At 71.4% G+C, this 16,615-nt stretch carries 18 protein-coding genes and 1 pseudogene; 13 read left to right on the forward strand and 6 right to left on the reverse strand.

All coding sequences use genetic code 11. The features are described from left to right. Positions 1 to 37: 37 nt before the first annotated feature. The 3 genes from E0H26_RS24055 to E0H26_RS24065 all read left to right on the forward strand — a co-directional run bounded on the left by E0H26_RS24055 (position 38) and on the right by E0H26_RS24065 (position 2,944). Positions 38 to 1,495, forward strand: a complete 1,458-nt coding sequence (locus E0H26_RS24055; protein ID WP_131307492.1) for a PAS domain-containing sensor histidine kinase — start codon at positions 38 to 40, stop codon at positions 1,493 to 1,495. Between the two features lie 68 nt (positions 1,496 to 1,563). Then, the gene (locus E0H26_RS24060; protein ID WP_240742340.1) at positions 1,564 to 1,977 is read left to right on the forward strand and encodes an ATP-binding protein; all 414 of its coding nucleotides are present in this window, start codon (positions 1,564 to 1,566) and stop codon (positions 1,975 to 1,977) included. A gap of 82 nt (positions 1,978 to 2,059) precedes the next feature. Next, the gene (locus tag E0H26_RS24065; RefSeq protein ID WP_131307496.1) at positions 2,060 to 2,944 is read left to right on the forward strand and encodes a DUF5926 family protein; all 885 of its coding nucleotides are present in this window, start codon (positions 2,060 to 2,062) and stop codon (positions 2,942 to 2,944) included. A 69-nt stretch (positions 2,945 to 3,013) separates the two neighbouring features. Here E0H26_RS24065 and E0H26_RS24070 read toward each other — a convergent pair whose 3' ends face one another. Beyond that, positions 3,014 to 4,213, reverse strand: a complete 1,200-nt coding sequence (locus E0H26_RS24070) for an arginine deiminase (protein ID WP_131307498.1) — start codon at positions 4,211 to 4,213, stop codon at positions 3,014 to 3,016. Positions 4,214 to 4,376: 163 nt separating this feature from the next. Between E0H26_RS24070 and E0H26_RS24075 the strand changes: the two genes are divergently transcribed. The 4 genes and pseudogenes from E0H26_RS24075 to pheA all read left to right on the forward strand — a co-directional run bounded on the left by E0H26_RS24075 (position 4,377) and on the right by pheA (position 7,491). After that, the gene (locus E0H26_RS24075; RefSeq protein WP_131307500.1) at positions 4,377 to 5,117 is read left to right on the forward strand and encodes a hypothetical protein; all 741 of its coding nucleotides are present in this window, start codon (positions 4,377 to 4,379) and stop codon (positions 5,115 to 5,117) included. 172 nt (positions 5,118 to 5,289) lie between these two features. Then, positions 5,290 to 5,748, forward strand: coding sequence for a hypothetical protein (locus E0H26_RS24080; protein WP_131307502.1), 459 nt, complete (start codon positions 5,290 to 5,292; stop codon positions 5,746 to 5,748). A gap of 203 nt (positions 5,749 to 5,951) precedes the next feature. Beyond that, positions 5,952 to 6,407: pseudogene (locus E0H26_RS24085) on the forward strand (hypothetical protein); the annotation flags it as partial. Between the two features lie 127 nt (positions 6,408 to 6,534). Continuing rightward, positions 6,535 to 7,491 (forward strand): prephenate dehydratase, encoded by a 957-nt coding sequence (pheA, locus tag E0H26_RS24090; protein WP_131307504.1) that lies wholly within the window; start codon positions 6,535 to 6,537, stop codon positions 7,489 to 7,491. A 41-nt stretch (positions 7,492 to 7,532) separates the two neighbouring features. Here the strand turns inward: pheA and E0H26_RS24095 are convergent, their stop codons facing one another. The 3 genes from E0H26_RS24095 to E0H26_RS24105 form a co-directional block, all read right to left on the reverse strand. Next, positions 7,533 to 8,249, reverse strand: coding sequence for an AIM24 family protein (locus tag E0H26_RS24095; protein ID WP_131307506.1), 717 nt, complete (start codon positions 8,247 to 8,249; stop codon positions 7,533 to 7,535). A 57-nt stretch (positions 8,250 to 8,306) separates the two neighbouring features. Beyond that, positions 8,307 to 8,651: a metallopeptidase family protein gene (locus tag E0H26_RS24100; protein ID WP_206025348.1), complete on the reverse strand. Its 345-nt coding sequence runs from the start codon at positions 8,649 to 8,651 to the stop codon at positions 8,307 to 8,309. Between the two features lie 456 nt (positions 8,652 to 9,107). Further along, positions 9,108 to 9,539: an OsmC family protein gene (locus tag E0H26_RS24105; protein ID WP_131307508.1), complete on the reverse strand. Its 432-nt coding sequence runs from the start codon at positions 9,537 to 9,539 to the stop codon at positions 9,108 to 9,110. Between the two features lie 149 nt (positions 9,540 to 9,688). On the opposite strand from E0H26_RS24105, the gene E0H26_RS24110 reads away from it, so the two are divergent. The 3 genes from E0H26_RS24110 (at position 9,689) to E0H26_RS24120 (ending at position 12,251) form a co-directional block, all read left to right on the forward strand. Beyond that, a complete protein-coding gene (locus E0H26_RS24110; RefSeq protein ID WP_131307510.1) occupies positions 9,689 to 10,411 on the forward strand; it encodes a hypothetical protein in 723 nt (240 codons plus the stop codon). 203 nt (positions 10,412 to 10,614) lie between these two features. After that, positions 10,615 to 11,436, forward strand: coding sequence for an HAD family hydrolase (locus E0H26_RS24115; protein ID WP_131307513.1), 822 nt, complete (start codon positions 10,615 to 10,617; stop codon positions 11,434 to 11,436). Next, on the forward strand, positions 11,436 to 12,251 hold the full coding sequence (locus tag E0H26_RS24120) for an HAD family hydrolase (RefSeq protein WP_131307515.1): 816 nt from the start codon (positions 11,436 to 11,438) through the stop codon (positions 12,249 to 12,251). The genes E0H26_RS24115 and E0H26_RS24120 overlap by 1 nt, the downstream gene beginning before the upstream one ends. A gap of 126 nt (positions 12,252 to 12,377) precedes the next feature. Here E0H26_RS24120 and E0H26_RS24125 read toward each other — a convergent pair whose 3' ends face one another. Beyond that, complete coding sequence (locus E0H26_RS24125) at positions 12,378 to 12,983, reverse strand: bacterial proteasome activator family protein (RefSeq protein ID WP_131307517.1); 606 nt, start codon at positions 12,981 to 12,983, stop codon at positions 12,378 to 12,380. A 101-nt stretch (positions 12,984 to 13,084) separates the two neighbouring features. Between E0H26_RS24125 and E0H26_RS24130 the strand changes: the two genes are divergently transcribed. Continuing rightward, positions 13,085 to 13,882 carry an alpha/beta hydrolase family protein gene (locus E0H26_RS24130; protein ID WP_131307519.1) on the forward strand — a complete coding sequence of 266 codons (798 nt, stop codon included), beginning with the start codon at positions 13,085 to 13,087 and terminating at the stop codon, positions 13,880 to 13,882. A 77-nt stretch (positions 13,883 to 13,959) separates the two neighbouring features. After that, positions 13,960 to 15,156 (forward strand): ABC transporter substrate-binding protein, encoded by a 1,197-nt coding sequence (locus tag E0H26_RS24135; RefSeq protein ID WP_131307522.1) that lies wholly within the window; start codon positions 13,960 to 13,962, stop codon positions 15,154 to 15,156. A gap of 75 nt (positions 15,157 to 15,231) precedes the next feature. Here E0H26_RS24135 and ddaH read toward each other — a convergent pair whose 3' ends face one another. Then, a complete protein-coding gene (gene ddaH / locus E0H26_RS24140) occupies positions 15,232 to 16,065 on the reverse strand; it encodes a dimethylargininase (protein WP_206025344.1) in 834 nt (277 codons plus the stop codon). Positions 16,066 to 16,124: 59 nt separating this feature from the next. On the opposite strand from ddaH, the gene E0H26_RS24145 reads away from it, so the two are divergent. Further along, complete coding sequence (locus E0H26_RS24145) at positions 16,125 to 16,583, forward strand: Lrp/AsnC family transcriptional regulator (protein ID WP_131307524.1); 459 nt, start codon at positions 16,125 to 16,127, stop codon at positions 16,581 to 16,583. Positions 16,584 to 16,615 lie beyond the last annotated feature (32 nt).

Consider the following 16,615-nt stretch of genomic DNA (forward strand, 5'->3'; position numbering starts at 1 on the left):
TGCCCAGGAACGCGAGGCGCAGTGCACACTCGGGGTCATGCCCGACCGCACCGACTACTCGGCCCTCATCGCCGGGCACACCGTCATCATCGAGATGATCAACTCGGGCGATGCGGGCCTGCCGGTCCTGACCCAGCTGCTCCGAATGGCCCAGCCGGCACTCGGTGCCGCCGGCATGGCGTTCGTGGAGTTCGCGCCGAGCGGCGGACGGGTGATCGCCGCGACCGGCGCCGCCGAGTGGACCATCGGCCGACCCCTGCCGGCCAACGACCCGGCCACCATCTGCCTGCTCGCCGGGCCCCGCGTGCAGTGCGTACGGACCGATCACCTGACCAACCAACTCGCCGTCGAGCTGGCCGAACGTGGCCTGCGGCGGATGGTCGTGTCCCGAGCCGAGATCGGCGGCCACACGGTCGGCAGCCTGCACGCCCTCTACCTCGCCGGCGCCGACGAGCCGAGCAGCGAACAGCGGGGCGTGGTCGGCTACCTCGGCACCTGCATCGCCCACATGTACGGCGACCAGAGCGGCCTGCCGGTGCACGGCGACGGGCCGGTGGTGGCCGCACTCGCCGACGGGCTGGCCGTGGTCGACCGCGACGCCCACGTCCGGCTCTGGAACCCGGCCGCCGCCCAGGTGACCGGCTGCTCCTCCGCCGAGGCGCTCAACCGTCCGTTGCCGTTCCCGCTGCCGCCGTCCGGGCAGGTCCTCGACCACCAACTGCCGGACGGGCGCTGGCTGCGGATCACCTCGGGCGAGCTGCCCGGCCCGGGGACGCTGCGGGTGGTCACCTTTCGGGACACCACCGACCAGCAACGGCACGACCACGAGCGCGATCTTTTCGTCGCGGTCACCAGCCACGAGCTGCGTACCCCGGTGACCGTCATCAAGGGGTACGCGGACACCCTCAACGACCACTGGGAGTCGCTGAGCGAGGCCGACCGCAAGCAGGCCGCCCGAGTCATCGGGCAGCGGGCCAACGAACTGGCCCGGCTGCTCGACCGGTTGCTCTCCTCCGCCGCCGAGGTCTGGCCGGGTGACGGCCCACCGGCACCGTTCGACCTTGGCGAGACGCTCCGGGCCGCGGTCGCCGACCTGCCTCCCGACCTGCGCCGCCGGACCATGGTCCGGCTGCCGACCGAGCTGCCGAGGGCGGTCGGGCACCGGCAGAGCCTGGCCACCGTGCTCACCGAGCTGGTCACCAACGCCGGCAAGTACTCACCGCCCGGCTCACCGATCGAGATCAGTGCGGAGGCCGACGGCCGAACCGTCAGCCTCCGGGTCAGCGACCGTGGCATCGGCGTACGCCCTGAGCACGTCGAACGCGCCTTCGACCGGTTCTGGCAGGGCGACTCCGGCGACCGGCGCCGATACCCCGGCACCGGTCTGGGCCTCTATCTCGTCCGCCGGATCGTTGAACAGCAGAATGGATGGGTATTCCTTCGGCCGAGAACAGGTGGGGGTACGGTCGCAGAGGTGCGACTGCCCCGCAGGTGAGCGGTGGGGACCACGGGGGTGGAAGAGGGGCAGAGGTGTCGACGGCAGCGGGCGAACGAGCGTGGTGTGTGGTGGTGCCACACCATGCCACCGGGGCACGGGTCGCCCGGCACCGACTCGCCACCGAACTGGCCGAGGTGGTGACCCCACCGGTGCTCGCCGACCTGGTCGCGGTGCTGGCCGAGTTGGTGGGCAACGCCGTCCGGCATGCCGACCCGCTGCCCGGCGGGGTGGTCCGGGTGGCCTGGCGGCTACGGATCACGGCCGACGGGGCACAGATCCGGCTCCGGGTCACCGACGGCGGTGCCGCCTGCGGCCCGCAGATCCGCCCGGCCGACACGGGCGCGGCCGACGGGCGCGGCCTGCACATCGTCTCCGGTCTGGCCAGTCGTTGGGGCGTGGAGCGCGACGGCCTCGGTCAGAGCGTCTGGGCCGAATTCGACCCTGTACCGGACCGTCCGGGCCTGGTGGCCGCCGGCTGAACGACTCCGCCGACGGGCGGTCGGGGTGGCAGAGGTGGGTCCGGCCCACGCCGTACCGCCGGGGCCTCTAGGCTGTCAGGCCGTGAGCAAGCGTCGAAAGAACCAGCGGGCAGCCGCGCCGAGCGGGAAGCGCGAGCGGGTACGCGACATCTTCGTCCCCCGTCCCTTCGAGGGGCTGGCCGACGAGCCGGAGTGGATCGCGCTGCGAGAGCTGGTACCCGCCGCCTCCGCACCGCTGCGTCTCACCCCGGCCCTGGTCGAGGAGTACGGCGACCGTCCGATCGCGCTGGCCACCGTGCTGCCGATGGCCGCGCCGGCGATGAGCCGGCAGGACGGGCAGGTCTTCGTCGGGCTCCAGCGGCACCAGCAGTCCGGTGACATCTCCCGGGACCTGGCCGAGTCGCTGCTCTGCGCGCTGCGGACCGAGCCGGGTGCCCCGGTCGCTGTGCCACCGCTGCCCGGCCCCGGACCCCGTCTCCAGGACATCCTGGTCGACGGCCCGCTGGAGATCACCCTGCACGAGGGTTTCGAGTTCTGGCTGGTTCCGGAGGCCGTCGAGGACCCCACCGTGCAGGCGTCGCTGGAGCGGGCCAACGCGGCGATCTACCCGACCGTACGGCTGGCTGCCGCGCGGGCCGCGTACTGGTGTCAGGTGCCGGAGAAGGCGCACGTGCGCTGGGTGCTGCCGGAGGACGAGGAAGCCGCCCTGGACGCACTGGCCCGACTGAGCGCGGCCGGCTCGCTGACCCTCGGTGAGTCGACCAAGTTCGCCGGCATGTTCCGGGCCCACGGGCGGCTGGTGCCGGTCTGGGATCTGCCCCAGGACACCCCGGCCGGCGACTGGGAGGACCCGGTCGCCCAGTTCGCCAAGCGGTACGCCGAGGCGCTCACCGAGACCGGGCCGCTCGACGCGGCCGCTCGCCGGTCCCGGCAGGGTCTGCTCGGGCGCCAACTCACCCTCCGCTGAGCGGGAGCATCGTCGGGGCGTTAGGAAGGGGCCCTTCCTCTACCGGAGGCGTTAGGAAGGGCCCCCTCCTTACCCCCGGAGCAGTGGGCAGGACATGCAGCGGGGCCCGCCCCGGCCGGAGCCCAGTTCGGAGCCGGCGATCGGGATGACCTCGATGCCGGCCCGTTCCAGCTGCGCGTTCGTCTCGATGTTGCGTTCGTAGCCGACGCAGAGCCGGGGTGCCAGCGCCAGCGTGTTGTTGCCGTCGTCCCACTGCTCCCGCTCGGCGGTGACCGGGTCCAGCCCGGTGTCGATCACCCGGAGCTGGTCCAGGTCCATCGCGTCGGCCGCCGCCCGCAGGAACGGCGCCGGGCCGTCGACCTGCGGGGCGTCGCCGTCGGTGCCGGCGATCACGGTGTACGCCGAGAGCGTGCTGGCGACGTTGGGGTACATCAGGACCGCGTCGACATCGACCATCGTGCAGATGGTGTCCAGGTGCATGGTCGCCCGCTCCTGGGCGATCGGTACGACGAGGATGGTGTGTGCCAGTTCGGCGGCGAAGACCCGCCGGGCCAGCCGCTCGGCGCCGGCCGGGGTGGTCCGCTCGCCCACCCCGACGGCCAGTACCCCGGGCGCCAGCAGCAGTACGTCGCCGCCCTCCAGGTGCTCAAGCTCGGGCCGGTAGACAAAGTGGGTGTTGGCGAACCGCGGGTGGTACCGGTAGATCGCGTCGGTGAGCGTGGTCTCCCGCCGCCGGGCCGGCATGGCCAGGCTGGTCACGCCCACCTGGTCGCGGATCCACAGCGACGAGTCCCGGGTGAACAGCAGGTTCGGCAGCGGATCGATGACGAAGTCGTGCCGGTCCATCAGGGTGTAGACCAGCCCACCCGGGCGGTCCCGACCGATTCGCAGTTCCTCGTGGGCCAGGCCGGCCACCAGGACACCGGCGAGCGCGGCCGGGTCGAGGTACGACAGGTGCGCGGCGACCCGGGCCCGCAGGGTGTCGCCGAGCCGGGGCGAGCTGAGCACCTGCTCGGTCAGTTCGGCCCGGGCCTCCGCCACGGCCAACGTCTCGGTGAGCAGATCGGTCAGATAGAGCACCTCGACGCCGCGCTCGCGCAGCGCACCGGCGAAGGCGTCGTGCTCCTCCTGTGCGCGCCCCACCCAGGGGATGGCGTCGAACAGCAGGGAATCGTTGTTGCGCGGGGTGAGCCGGGCGAGTTCCGGTCCCGGTCGGTGCAACAACACGGAGCCCAGCCGACCGACCTCACTGTCCACGTAGTGGGTCACTCTCGCAGCGTAGGGCAGGGTTTGGCGGCATCCGGGAAAACGGCTGTGGATGAATAAGGCATTCATCCGCACTCATTCCGGCGCTCCGGCTTGCCGACCACCCGGACCGGCAACGTAGGGTAGTGGGAAAGTAACTTCGAGGGACCTTTTGCCGGAGGTCGCGATGACTGTCTACCCCGCTCGTCGAGCCGTACCGTCCGCCCGGGCGCTCCCGCCCGTAGCGGTACCGCACCCCCGGACGGAGGCGCCAGGGGTGACTGCGGCCCCCCGTCCGTCCCCGTTGGAGTGGGCCCGCCGTCGCCGTGCCGAACGGGGCGCCCGGCGGTTGGAGGCGGCCGGCAACCGGGCACTGGGCCAACTCGGCCACCTCGGGCCGGCGTGGCACGTCGTCGACTGGCCACGCGTGGACGCCACCGAAGTGCTCCTCGATGACAGTGACGACAACCGGGCCGGATTCCTCGCCATCGGGCCGAGCGGACTCTTCGCCGTCACCATCGCCGACCACGGTCGGGCCCGGGTTCTGGTCGCCGGCGACGTGGTGCAGATCAACGGCAAGCGTCCGCCGTACGTGACGGAGGCCCGCCGGGACGCCAGGCGGGCCAGCAAGGCCCTCACCGCGGCGGTCGGCCATCCGATTCCGGTCACGCCGGTGCTGACCTTCGTCGGCTCCGGCGTGATCAGCGTCTACGGCCTGCCGAAGGACTGTCTGATGGCCACGCACCGGGAGCTCGACCGGTTGCTCGTCGCGGGGGGCAACCGGATCAGCCCGGCCACCGCCGAGAAACTGTCCCGAGTGGCCCAGCACCCGAGCACCTGGATGAGCGGGGGCCACCAGCCAGCGGCGGACTACCGGTGGTACGAGGACGGCCGAACGGCCGCTGACAAGGCGGCCACCCACCGGTAACGTCTGCGGCGACGCCACGCGGCCGGGTTGGCCCGGATCGGTACTCCGCCGGCCCGCGCGGTCGCCGACCGGGCACCGATCACACCGACGGCCCCGATGCGCATCGCACGGTCGGCGATCGCCGCGACGACCGGCTAGCGTGGACGTACCGTCGGTGTACATAGGAGGCTCGGTGGCCCACGTCGAACTCTCGCTCTCGGAAGTGTTCGCGCCCGCATCGGGGGCACCGACAGAGCAGGAGTGCGACAACCTCGGCCGCTGGTCGGCGACGGTCTCCAGTGCCGACGAGCCCTGCCTGCTGATCGACGCCGAGACCCGGGTGGTGGCCGTCTCCGCCGCCGGCTGCGAGTTGCTCTGCCTGGCCGCGCCGGAGGAGCTGATCGGGCTGCCGCTGCTCGACGGCGGGCTGCGCCTGCTGGACTTCACCGCCAACCGGGGCGAGCTGACCGAGCCGGAGATCGACAAGATCCCACCGCTGCTCGCGCTCACCTCCGGCCGTCTGGCCCGGGGTCTGTTGCGGATCGAGACGGCCATCGAAGGTGGGTCCGACGCGACCGTCGACGCCGTCTCCACACCGGTACTCGCCGGTGGCGCCGTGGCCGGCTCGCTGACCTTCTTCTCCGAGGTCTGAGCCCACGCCGTGCCGCCGCCGATCGGTCGGCGGCCCTTCCACCGTGGCAACGGATCCTCCTACCATGGGCTCGGCCGCCGGCCACCCACCATCCCCCGCCGCTTCCTGCGAGGACCGACCCCGTGCCGCCCACCCCGCTCCGTCGCGCCGCTGCCGGCCGCCCGTCCGGCGGCCTCCACCCCTATCGGCGGGCCTGCGGCGTCCTGGCGCTGGCCGTGCTCCTGCTGTCCGGCTGCGGCGAGCCTCCGGATCAGGGCAACCCCGGACTGCCGACGCTCGCGGCGACTCCGAGCGCGAGCGGGTCCGCCACGTCGGCGCCGCCCGTCGCCGGGCCGCCCGTCGCCGGTACCCCCACTCCGTCGGCGGACGCCGGTCTGGTCGCGGTGGCGTGCCGGAGCGGACCGTCCGCGCAGCAGATCGTCGACCTGATCCGTGGTCGCGATGGACTGCTGCCCCGCACCGCCAAGGTGCAGGTACGCAACGGCCCGCTCTGCGCCGCGGACTGGCACTTCACCGCCCTCGACGTGACCGGGTACGAAGCGCTGCACGTGGTCACCCGGGACCGGGCGGGAACGCCACGGTTGGTCACCGCCGGCACCGATGTCTGCTCGGTCGAGGTACGGGTCACCGCGCCGCCTGGCATCCGTACGCTGGCCTGCGGCGATGACGCCCCGGTCACGGTTCCGCTGCCGACTCCACTGCCGACCAGTGCGACTCCGCTGCCGACGACCCCCACTGCGACGCCTTCGACCGCTTCGCCGACCCCGGGTGCGTAGGCTGGGCGCCATGCCCGGAACACCGCCGACACGCTTCGTCTTCCTCGGGCCCGAGGGCACCTTCGCGGAGCAGGCGCTGCGCACCCTTCCTGCGGCCGAGCAGGGCACGCGTACGCCGGCCCGTAGCGTCGGCGAGGCGTTGGAGGCGGTCCGCGCGGGTGACGCCGACGCCGCGCTGGTCCCGTTGGAGAACTCGATCGGGGGCGCGGTCGGGGTGACCCTCGACGAGCTGGCCGAGGGAGAACCGCTGGTGATCACCCGCGAGGTGATCCTGCCGGTGGATTTCGTCCTCGGTGCGCGTCCGGGCACCCAACTGCCGGCGGTGCGTACCGTCGCCGCTCATCCCCAGGCGTCGACCCAGTGTCGGGGCTGGCTGCGGGCGCACCTGCCGGACGCGACCGTGATCGACGTACTCTCCAACGGAGCGGCGGCGGCCGGTGCGGCCACCGGCGAGTACGACGCGGCGATCTGCGCTCCGGTCGGCGCGTCCCGACACCGGCTGGCCGTGCTCGCTGACAAGATCGCCGATCACCCCGACGCGGTGACCCGGTTCGCGCTGGTCGCCCGGCCAGGTCCCCCGCCACCGCCCACCGGCGACGATGTGACGTCGCTGGCGGTGTACATCGCGCACGACCGGGTGGGTGCGCTGCTCTCCGTGCTGATGGAGCTCGCGGTCCGGGGCGTCAACCTGACCCGGATCGAGTCCCGGCCGACCGGCGAGGCGCTCGGCCGGTACGTCTTCTTCCTCGACTGCACCGGCCACCTCGCCGACGTCCGGCTCGGCGAGGCGTTGCGCGGGCTACGGCGGGTCTGCGCCGACGTACGTTTCCTCGGCTCCTATCCGCGTCACCGGTGGAGCGGGATCACCGGGGAACACCCGGTGCCCGCCCCGGAGGGACGGTCCGACGCCGATTACGCCAACGCCGCCGCCTGGCTCGCCCGGCTCCGAGCTGGCGAGCTGAGCTGAACAGCCGGGCCGGTGCGGTGATGGGCGGCCCTGGCGTCCGCTCACCGGAACAGGCCGCCGAGCACCCCGCCCTGATCCTGCTGGCCGCTACCCATGATCGGCGGTTCCTCGGACGGCTGGACGACGACGAAGCCCTGTCCGGCGAAGCTCATCGTGTACGCCTCCCCGGTGGTGCGGCCGAGCAGCGTGCCCAGCCCGACCTGGTCGGCCCGGTGATAGCCGGTCTGCAACCCGGCTGACCAGCAGACCGCCGCCTGCGGGTCCACGTAGGTGGGCGCGTCGACGGAGAGTACGACGGGGGTCCCCCGGGTGGTCACGGCGATCCGGCCGTGCCCGGTGAAGACGCAGTTGAACAGCCCGGTGGAGGCCATGCCCGCCCCGCCGACCATCTTGATGTCGTAGCGGAGGCTGGCGTCGAAGGCCAGCACGCTGGAGCCGTTGATGGACAGTGCGTCGCCCGGTTCGAGATCGATGACGTGCACGTCCTTGGCGAAGTCGGCCAAGAAGACGTCACCCCGGCCGGTGAGCTTCATCAGCGGCACCCCTTCCCCGGTCAGCTTCTGCTTGAGGAAGTTGCCCAGCCCGCCGGAACCGAGCGCCTGGAACTGCACCTGCCCCTGGTACGCGACCATCGAACCGACGCGGGCCAACACCTCGCCGTCCAGTTCGATCTTCAGCATCTTGGAGTTCTGCAACCGCATGCCCGGCTGCGTGGACTCCCGCTCCAGATTCGCCGCCGAGAACAGCTCGCTGCGCATGGTTTCCCTCCCGTACTCGCCGTGACTGGTCGAGACGGTAGGTCAACAGCGCAACCGTCAACCCCAGCCGAGGTCGTGCAGGCGGGCGTCGTCGATGCCGAAGTGGTGGGCGATCTCGTGCACCACGGTCACCGCCACCTCGTCGATGACGTCGTCCTCGGTGTCGCAGATCCGCAGGATCGGGTTGCGGTAGATCAGGATGCGGTCCGGCAGGACACCCGCGTAGTCCCAACCTCGGTCGGTCAGCGCGTGGCCCTCGTACAGTCCGAGCAGGTCCTCTCCGGGTGGCGGATCATCCTCCACCAGAATGACCACGTTGCTCATCAGCCCCAGCAGTTCCTCCGGAACCTCATCCAGCGCCTCCCCCACAAGTTCCTCGAACCGCTCCCGTTCCATCTCCACCGCCACCCACCCATTCTCCCCCACCCACCAACTCCCCCCACCCCCTCGCACCACGCACCCCCACCCCCACCCCCCCCACTCCCCACTCCCCGCGATCTTGCACTTCTGGTCTATCACTTGCGGCATTCATCCCGTTTTGCCACGACCAGAAGTGCAAGATCGACGCGCGGGTGGGGGGCGAGGGTGAGGTTCTGTCTCGCGGTTCTTGTTGGGTCGGGGGTTGCGGGTGGGCCGATCGAGGTTCGGCGAGTCGGGCAGGGCGTGGAAGTGGGTACCGGGGATGTCGTACCTGGTCGCGGCGGTGCTTGTGCCGTTGAGGTCGCGTTCGGCCTGGCTGCGTTGCTCGTCCGCGGGGCGGTCCAACGTCGCTGGTCGGCGTCCCGATCCCATCCTCGGATCTTGGTTCGGAACGGCCCCGATGGGGGCCATTCCGGACCAAGATCCGCGACACAGAACCTAGGGGGTCAGGTGGGTGGTGAGGGTGATTTGGGCGGCGGGGGAGAGGAGGCGGGAGATCGGGCAGTTCTGCTTGGCGGTCTCGGCCAGGGCGGCGAACTGGGCCTCGTCGATGCCGGGCACGGTGCCTACGGTTTCCAGCTCGATGCGGGTCACCGTGAAGCCGGCTTCGGTCTTGTCCAGGTGCACCTTCGCGGTGGTCTCCACAGAGGTCGGCGTCGCGCCGGCGTCGGAGAGCGCCTTGGCGAAGGCCATCGAGAAACAGCCGGCGTGCGCGGCACCGATCAACTCCTCGGGGTTGGTGCCCTCACCGGACTCGAAGCGGGACTTGAAGGAGTAGTTGCCCTCCAGCCCACCATTGCCGGTGCGGATCGTGCCGGACCCCTCGGGGAGGTTGCCCTGCCAGCGTGCGGAAGCGGTACGAATAGGCATGCACCTGACGCTAGTCGACCACGCGCCGGCAGGCGACCGACCAGCGCGGCTACCCGTCCACGTTCCGTGAAGGGGATGGCCGGCTGTGCCATGATGCGACACAGATCCCGCCCTGGGCGTACGACCAGGCCACGAGGAGAGGCGCAGCGGTGACCCACGACCTCCCCATCCCCCGTCAAGACGACCGGACCGACGGCCCCAGCATCGTCCAGTGGGGCACGGAGGACGAGGAGCCCGCCGGTACGGGCCGGTTGCGGCAAGCCCTCGCCGGTCTCGGGCGCGACCACCGGGTACCGCTGCTGCTCGCCGGGCTCGGCACCGCCGCCGCCCTCGCCTCGCTGCTCGGCGAGTGGGTCACCGTGACGATTCCCACCGGTGGTGCCGACAGCAGTGATCCGGTCGAGATGCCGAGCAGCGTGTCCGAGATCGGCGGTCTGGGCATCGGTTACCTGGTCGGGATGCTCGTGCTCGGCGCTACGGTCGCACTCGCCCTACGCGGCACCGTCGCCGTACGCCCCAACGCCCGGGTCGCCGGCTTCGCCCTGGCCGTGGGGCTGCTCGCCGTACTGGTGGCGACCGCGGTCTCCCTCGATGACGGCGGCCGGCGGGCGGTGGTCTATTCCGGCGATGACGGCTTCTCGGTCGAGTTCGGACGAGGTCTGATCATGGCCTTCGTGGCCGTCCTGTTGTTCGCCGCCGCCCTCGCTCGAACCAGCTCCGGGCCGGACGGCTCGGCGGCCGCCGAGCCGGGCCGGCGTCAGCCGCGCCCCCGCCGGCAGGCCGAGGAGGCGGACGAGCAAGCGGACCGGCCGCCGATCGACATCACCGTCACCCCCACCGTGCCCTTCGCCCGCGAGGCTCGGCCGGACTGATCGCGCTGCCCCGCGTTGTTAATAGGGGGCCCCTGCTATACACCAGGCGTTAATAAGGTGCCCTTCCTTGTACCGCACCGATTCGTCTGGAAGTCGTGGTTGGGGTCGGTTCGGCGAGGTACGGTTGCTGCCCGCCGTCACGCCGGGTCGCCAACTCGCGACCGGAACGGCTGGCCGCGACGGCGGCGGGCGAAGGAGGAACGATGACCCGCCCGGGCCTGCCCAAGCTGATCGCCACCGACCTTGACGGGACGCTCGTGCGTAGCGACGACACCGTCTCGGCGTATACCCACGAGATTCTCGACCGGGTGCGCGCCGCTGGAATTCCGGTGGTCGGCGCCACCGGCCGCGGCCCACGGCTGACCGAACTGACCCGCAACGACATCCGGGCCGCGGACTTCCTGGTGATGGCCGGCGGCGGGCGGGTGGTCGACCAGAGCGACCCGGTCGGGCCGGTGGTGCTGCGCGACGAACGACTCTCCAGCGAGGTCCTGGCCGCGCTGTTGGCCGACCTGGAAGCTGCGGTCGGCCCGCTGACCGTGATGGTCGAGGCGTCCGACGAGCACGACGCGCCGCTGTGGGGCGACTACCACCCGGACTGGCCGTACCAGGACCGGTTCGAGGTACGCAACCGCGCCGAGTGCCTGGCCGGCGACGTGATCAAGGCGTTCGCGCGTACCGCCGACCACCATGTCGACGAGTTGCTGGCCGTCGCCCGGCAGGTCGTCCCGCCGCACCTGGCCACGCTCACCCAGGCCGGGCTCGGTTTCATCGAGATCTGCCCACCCGGGGTGGACAAGGCGACCGGGCTGAGCGTGGTGGCGCAGCGCCTCGGTGTCGACCCGGCCGAGGTGCTGGTCTTCGGTGACATGCCCAACGACCTGCCGATGTTCGAGTGGGCCGGCTGGGGGCGGGTGGCGGTCGCGAACGCCCATCCGGCGCTGCGCGCCGTCGCCGACGATCTCACACTGCGCAACGACGACGACGGGGTGGCGGTCTACCTCGACCGGCTACTGTCCAGGTGATGGAGGCAACGCCACGCCTGGTCGCCAGCGACATCGACGGCACGCTACTGCGCGATGACCGTACGCTCAGTGCCCACACGGCGGCCGTACTGGCCCGACTCTCCGCGCGGGGCACGCCCGTCGTACTGGTGACCGGCCGGCCGATCCGCTGGCTGAAGCTGGTGTACGACCAACTGGCCGAGCCGCTGCCCGCCGTCTGCGCCAACGGCGCGGTGGTCTACGACCCGGTCAACGACGAGGTGCTACGGGCCGACCCGCTGGCCCCGGAGCTGCTCGCCGAGGTGGCCCGCCGGTTGCGGGCCGAGGTGCCCGGGGTGAGCTTCGCGGTGGAGATCGTCGACAGTCGGCAGATGCGGCACGAGGTGCACTACCCGCTGCGCTGGGATGCCGACGAGGCGGCGATCCGGGCCGTGGAGACTCCGGAGGAACTGCATTCGCTGCCGGCGGTGAAGCTGCTGGCCCGGACCGAGGGACAGCAGGATCCGGACCGCTTCACCGAGTTGGTCGCCGGTGCCCTCGCCGGCCTGGCGGAGGCCACCCACTCCTCGCATTCCGGGTTGGTGGAGATCTCGGCGGCCGGGGTGACCAAGGCGGCCGGGCTGGCCTGGTACTGCCACCGGATCGGCGTGGCGGCGAGCCAGGTGCTGGCCTTCGGTGACATGCCCAACGACGTACCGCTGCTGACCTGGGCCGGACGGGGGGTGGCGGTGGCCAACGCGCACCCCGCCGTACTGGCCATCGCCGACGAGGTCACCTCGGCGAACTCCGCCGACGGGGTGGCGACGTACCTGGAGAAGGTCTTCGGCGCGGACTGACCGGTTGTCGGGCTGACCGGTTGTCGGGCTGACCGGTTGTCGGGCTGACCGGTTGTCGGGCTGGCCGGTTGTCGGGCTGGCTGGCCCGGGGTGCGGCAGGCCACCGGCCGCCGCACCCGGGCGCCGTCAGAGGTACTGGCCGGTGCTGTGGCCCTCGCCGCCGGCTCCCTGGCCCAGGCCCGGCATTCCCGGCAGCACCGCGCCGCTCGGCCCGCTCGGCAGCGCCTGCCGGCCGGAACGCATCTGCTCCAGCTGCACCCGTGCCGCCATCTGCTGGGCGACCAGGGCGGCCTGGATGCCGTGGAACAGCCCCTCCAACCAGCCGACCAACTGCGCGTGAGCGATCCGTAGCTCGCCCTCGGTGGGTGCCTGGTCCTCGGCGAACGGCAGGGAGAGCCGTTCCAGTTCCTCACGCAGCTCGGGAGCCAGACCTTCCTTCAGCTCGACGATCGACCGCTCGTGGATCTCGCGCATCCGGTGCCGGCTCGCGTCGTCCAACGGCGCGGCCTTCACCTCCTCCAGGAGCTGCTTGATCATGCTGCCGATCCGCATCACCTTGGCCGGCTGCTCGACCAGGCGGGTCGGGTCCTCGCCCGGCTCGTCGTCGGTATGCACCGTGCCGACCGGTCGGCCGTCCGGCCCGACCACCACCACGGTGCCGGAGTGCCCGGTGCCGTCCCGGCCAGGCTCGTCGTTCTGTCCAGCGGAGCGCGCTTCGGTCATGACACCCATCTTTACTCAGTCACCCCCGTCCGCGCCCGCCGGCCCGGCACCCCGATCACCACAGCCGACCCGGGGCCTCGCCCGGCGGCGAATCGCGCTACCGTCGGCCGGTGCCCTCCGATCCCCGTGCCGTGCTCACCCGGCCCGCGCCGGAGCCGGACCTGACCGTCGCCTACGGCGAGGATCCCGACCAGATCGCCGATCTGCGTCGCCCGGTCGGTGCCGGCCCGCCCCGGCCGCTGCTGATCGTGGTGCACGGCGGTTTCTGGCGGGCGGAGTACGACCGGCGGCACACCGATCCGCTGGCCGACGCGCTGGCCCGGCTCGGGTATCCGGTGGCCCAGTTGGAGTACCGCCGGACCGGGCAACCCGGTGGCGGCTGGCCGGGCACGCTGACCGACGTACGGTGCGGGGTGTCGGCGCTGCCACGGCTGGCCGCCGCGGCGCTGCCCGGTCGGGTCGCGCCGGTGCCGCCGATCCTGGTCGGGCACTCGGCCGGTGGCCATCTCGCGTTGCACGCGGCGGCACGGTCACCGCAGGACGTCGGCGGAGTGCTCGCGCTCGCCCCGGTTGCCGACCTGGCCGAGGCGTACCGGCTGGATCTGGACTCGGGCGCGGTGGCGGCGCTGCTGGGCGGCGGGCCAGCCGACGTGCCCGAGCGGTACGAGGAAGCGGACCCGCTGATCGTGGTACCGCTCCCAGCACGGACCGTAGTGATACACGGCACCCTGGATCAGCAGGTACCGGTAGAGATGAGCCGGGCGTACGTGGCCGCAGCCCAGGCATCAGGTGGGGATATGCACCTTGTGGAGCTGCCCGAGTGCGAACATTTCGGGCTCATCGACCCGGATTCGCCAGCCTGGCCGCAGGTAACCGCCAGGTTGCGGTCTCTACACGAAGATCATTAACCATTGACGCAGCGTCGCCAAACAGGTAGAACGCCGAAGGGGCGGGAGGCCCCGGTGACGCATCTGAAGGGATCCCGGTGTCGCAGATGAACCGTAGGCGGGCACTCCAACTGCTGGCCGCGCTCGGTACAGGTGGACTCCTCGCCGGGTGCGCCTCGGACACCGAGGAGCCGGCCAGCACAAAAAGCCCGGTCAAGATCGGGCTCATCGCACCGCAGTCCGGCGCCGGCAAGGCCATCGGCGACGAGCTACGCAACGGATTCCAGCTCTACCTGGACCTCAGCGACGGAGCGCTCGGCGGCCACCCGGTCGAACTGCTCGTCGCCGACGAGGGAGACAGCGTCAAGACCGGCCAGGCCGCCGTGGACGGGCTACTCAAGCAGGGCGTACTCGCGCTGACCGGGGTCGCCTCCTCGGCGATCATGTTCGGCATCCGGGACGTCATCGAGCAGGCCCGAGTGCCGCTGATCGGTTCCAACGCCTCACCCACCAGCCTGCAGAGCGTCGTCTACATCTGGCGCACCTCGTACGTGCTCGACGAGGCCGGGCGGGCGCTCGGCCGCTACCTCAAGGACGAACTCGGCCCCACCGATCGGGTGGCGATGATCCTGCCGGAGGCGGCCGTCGGCGGAGATGATGTGCTGCGCGGCTTCCGCCAGGAGTTCGGCGAGTCCGACCCACGGATCGCCGACCCGGTGGTCTTCACGTCCAACAGCCCGAACCCGGGCAAGGGCACCTACGTCACGGACATCGAACGCGCCCTGAGCCGCAACCCGACGGTGGTCTTCTGCTTCTACTCCGGCCCGGCGGCGGCGGAGTTCATCATGCAGCTACGCGACGCCGGCTTCCGGGGCAGCATCTACGCGCCCGGTTTCCTCACCGAGGGCTCGGTGCTGGAGAGCATCAGGCCGGCCAACGAGGCGCTCGGCATCCGCACCGCGTTGAACTACTCCGCCGACCTGAACAACGCCGCCAACCGCCGGTTCGCATCGGCGTACCGCAAGAAGCACAACGCCTCGCCGACCACCTACGCGATGGCCTCGTACGACGCGGCCAAGGTGCTCGACCAGGCGATCCGGCTGGCCGGCTCGACGCCCACGCCGCAGGAGGTCAACCTCGCGCTGGGCCGGATCGGTCAGATCGACAGCCCGCGTGGCGCGTGGCAGTTCAACCAGCCGCGTACCCCGCAGCAGAAGTGGTACCTGCGCGAGGTGCAGCACGACGGCCAGGTGTTGTCGAACGTCCTGGTCAACGAGTTGGCCACGCTGGGCTGAGCGCCCGATCGACGCGCGAGAGGGGCCGGCGCGGGCCGACCCCTCTCGTCGTGGCTGTGCCGCTGGGCGGTGGGTTCAGTGCCGCAGCTCGGCGATGCAGCACTTGACGCTGCCGCCGCCCTTCTTCAACTCGGCCAACTCCACCGGCACCGGCGTGTAGCCGGCCGTCCTGAGCCGCCCGGCGAGCCGGGTCGCCTCGCTGTTGAGCACCACGTTGGCGCCGTCGCTGACCAGGTTCAGCCCGAAGGCGAGGGCGTCGGAGTCGTCGGCCAGCACCGCGTCGGGGAAGAGTTGGGCGAGCACCTTCTGGCTGGCGGCGGAGAACGCGCCCGGGTAGTAGACGATGTTGCCGTCGTCGATCGAGGCGAGCGCCACGTCCAGGTGGTAGAAGCGCGGGTCGATCAGCCGCAGCGAGATCACCGGTCGGCCCAGCGCCTCCTGTGCCTCCGCGTGCGCGGGCAGTTCGGTACGGAATCCGTACCCGGCCAACACCAGCCCGCCGTGCGCCTCGGGCAGGTACGCGAAGTCACCCTCGCCCTCGTTCGTCTCGTTGGGGGCGATGAACCGCCAGCCCTGCGACTCGTAGAAGGCCCGGTGCGCCGCCGCCTCGGCGGCCCGCTGGTGGTGCTTGAACTGCGCGCCGTAGACCGTCCCGTCCACCACGAACGCGCCGTTGGCGGCGAAGACCATGTCGGGCAGTCCGGGCTCGGGGGCCAGCAGGTGTACCTCGTGCCCCAAACCGACCAGGGTCTCCCGCAGGCGGTCCCACTGCTTGACCGCCAACTCCGGGTCGACCGGTGCGGTCACGTCCATCCACGGGTTGATCGCATACTCGACCGCGAAATGCTCCGGCGAGCACATGAGATATGTCCGCTTTCGCGGCACTCGCTGCTGGTCCACGGTCACCAAGAGTAGGTAGGCTAGAACTTTAGTAACAGCCACGACCATTGCTTCTCAGGGGCGGAACATTGCAGATCGACGCGGTTGACCAGCGAATCATTGCGTTGCTCGTTGCCGATGCCCGCGCCTCGTACGCAGACATCGGCACCCGGGTGTCACTCTCCGCTCCGGCGGTCAAGCGACGGGTGGACCGGCTGCGCGCCGCCGGGGTCATCCGGGGATTCACCGCCGTCGTCGACCCCGCCTCGGTCGGCTGGACCACGGAGGCGTTCGTCGAGCTGTTCTGCGCCGGCCGGACCACCCCGGCACAGCTCGGGGCCGCAGTACGCAGACACCCCGAGGTGGTCGGGGCGTACACCGTCTCCGGGGAGGCCGACGCGCTCGTGCACCTGCGGGCCGCCGACATCGCCCACCTGGAAGAGGCGCTGGAGCGGCTGCGGGCGGAGAGCTTCGTGACCTCCAGCCGCAGCACCATCGTGCTCTCCCGGCTGGTCGAGTCCCCCGGCGTCGGGCCGTCGGTCAGCTGACCCGAATCGACGCGCGGGGACCTCGCATCCGG

It is taken from the genome of Micromonospora zingiberis, from assembly GCF_004331455.1.
Lineage (GTDB): Bacteria > Actinomycetota > Actinomycetes > Mycobacteriales > Micromonosporaceae > Micromonospora > Micromonospora zingiberis.

Coding starts and splice junctions, on each gene's coding strand:
- E0H26_RS24055 (WP_131307492.1), top strand. CDS start 38: ATGCCCGACCGCACCGACTACTCGGCCCTCATCGCCGGGCACACCGTC.
- E0H26_RS24075 (WP_131307500.1), top strand. CDS start 4,377: ATGACTGTCTACCCCGCTCGTCGAGCCGTACCGTCCGCCCGGGCGCTC.
- pheA (WP_131307504.1), top strand. CDS start 6,535: ATGCCCGGAACACCGCCGACACGCTTCGTCTTCCTCGGGCCCGAGGGC.
- E0H26_RS24095 (WP_131307506.1), bottom strand. CDS start 8,249: ATGCGCAGCGAGCTGTTCTCGGCGGCGAATCTGGAGCGGGAGTCCACG.
- E0H26_RS24105 (WP_131307508.1), bottom strand. CDS start 9,539: ATGCCTATTCGTACCGCTTCCGCACGCTGGCAGGGCAACCTCCCCGAG.
- E0H26_RS24115 (WP_131307513.1), top strand. CDS start 10,615: ATGACCCGCCCGGGCCTGCCCAAGCTGATCGCCACCGACCTTGACGGG.
- E0H26_RS24120 (WP_131307515.1), top strand. CDS start 11,436: ATGGAGGCAACGCCACGCCTGGTCGCCAGCGACATCGACGGCACGCTA.
- E0H26_RS24125 (WP_131307517.1), bottom strand. CDS start 12,983: ATGGGTGTCATGACCGAAGCGCGCTCCGCTGGACAGAACGACGAGCCT.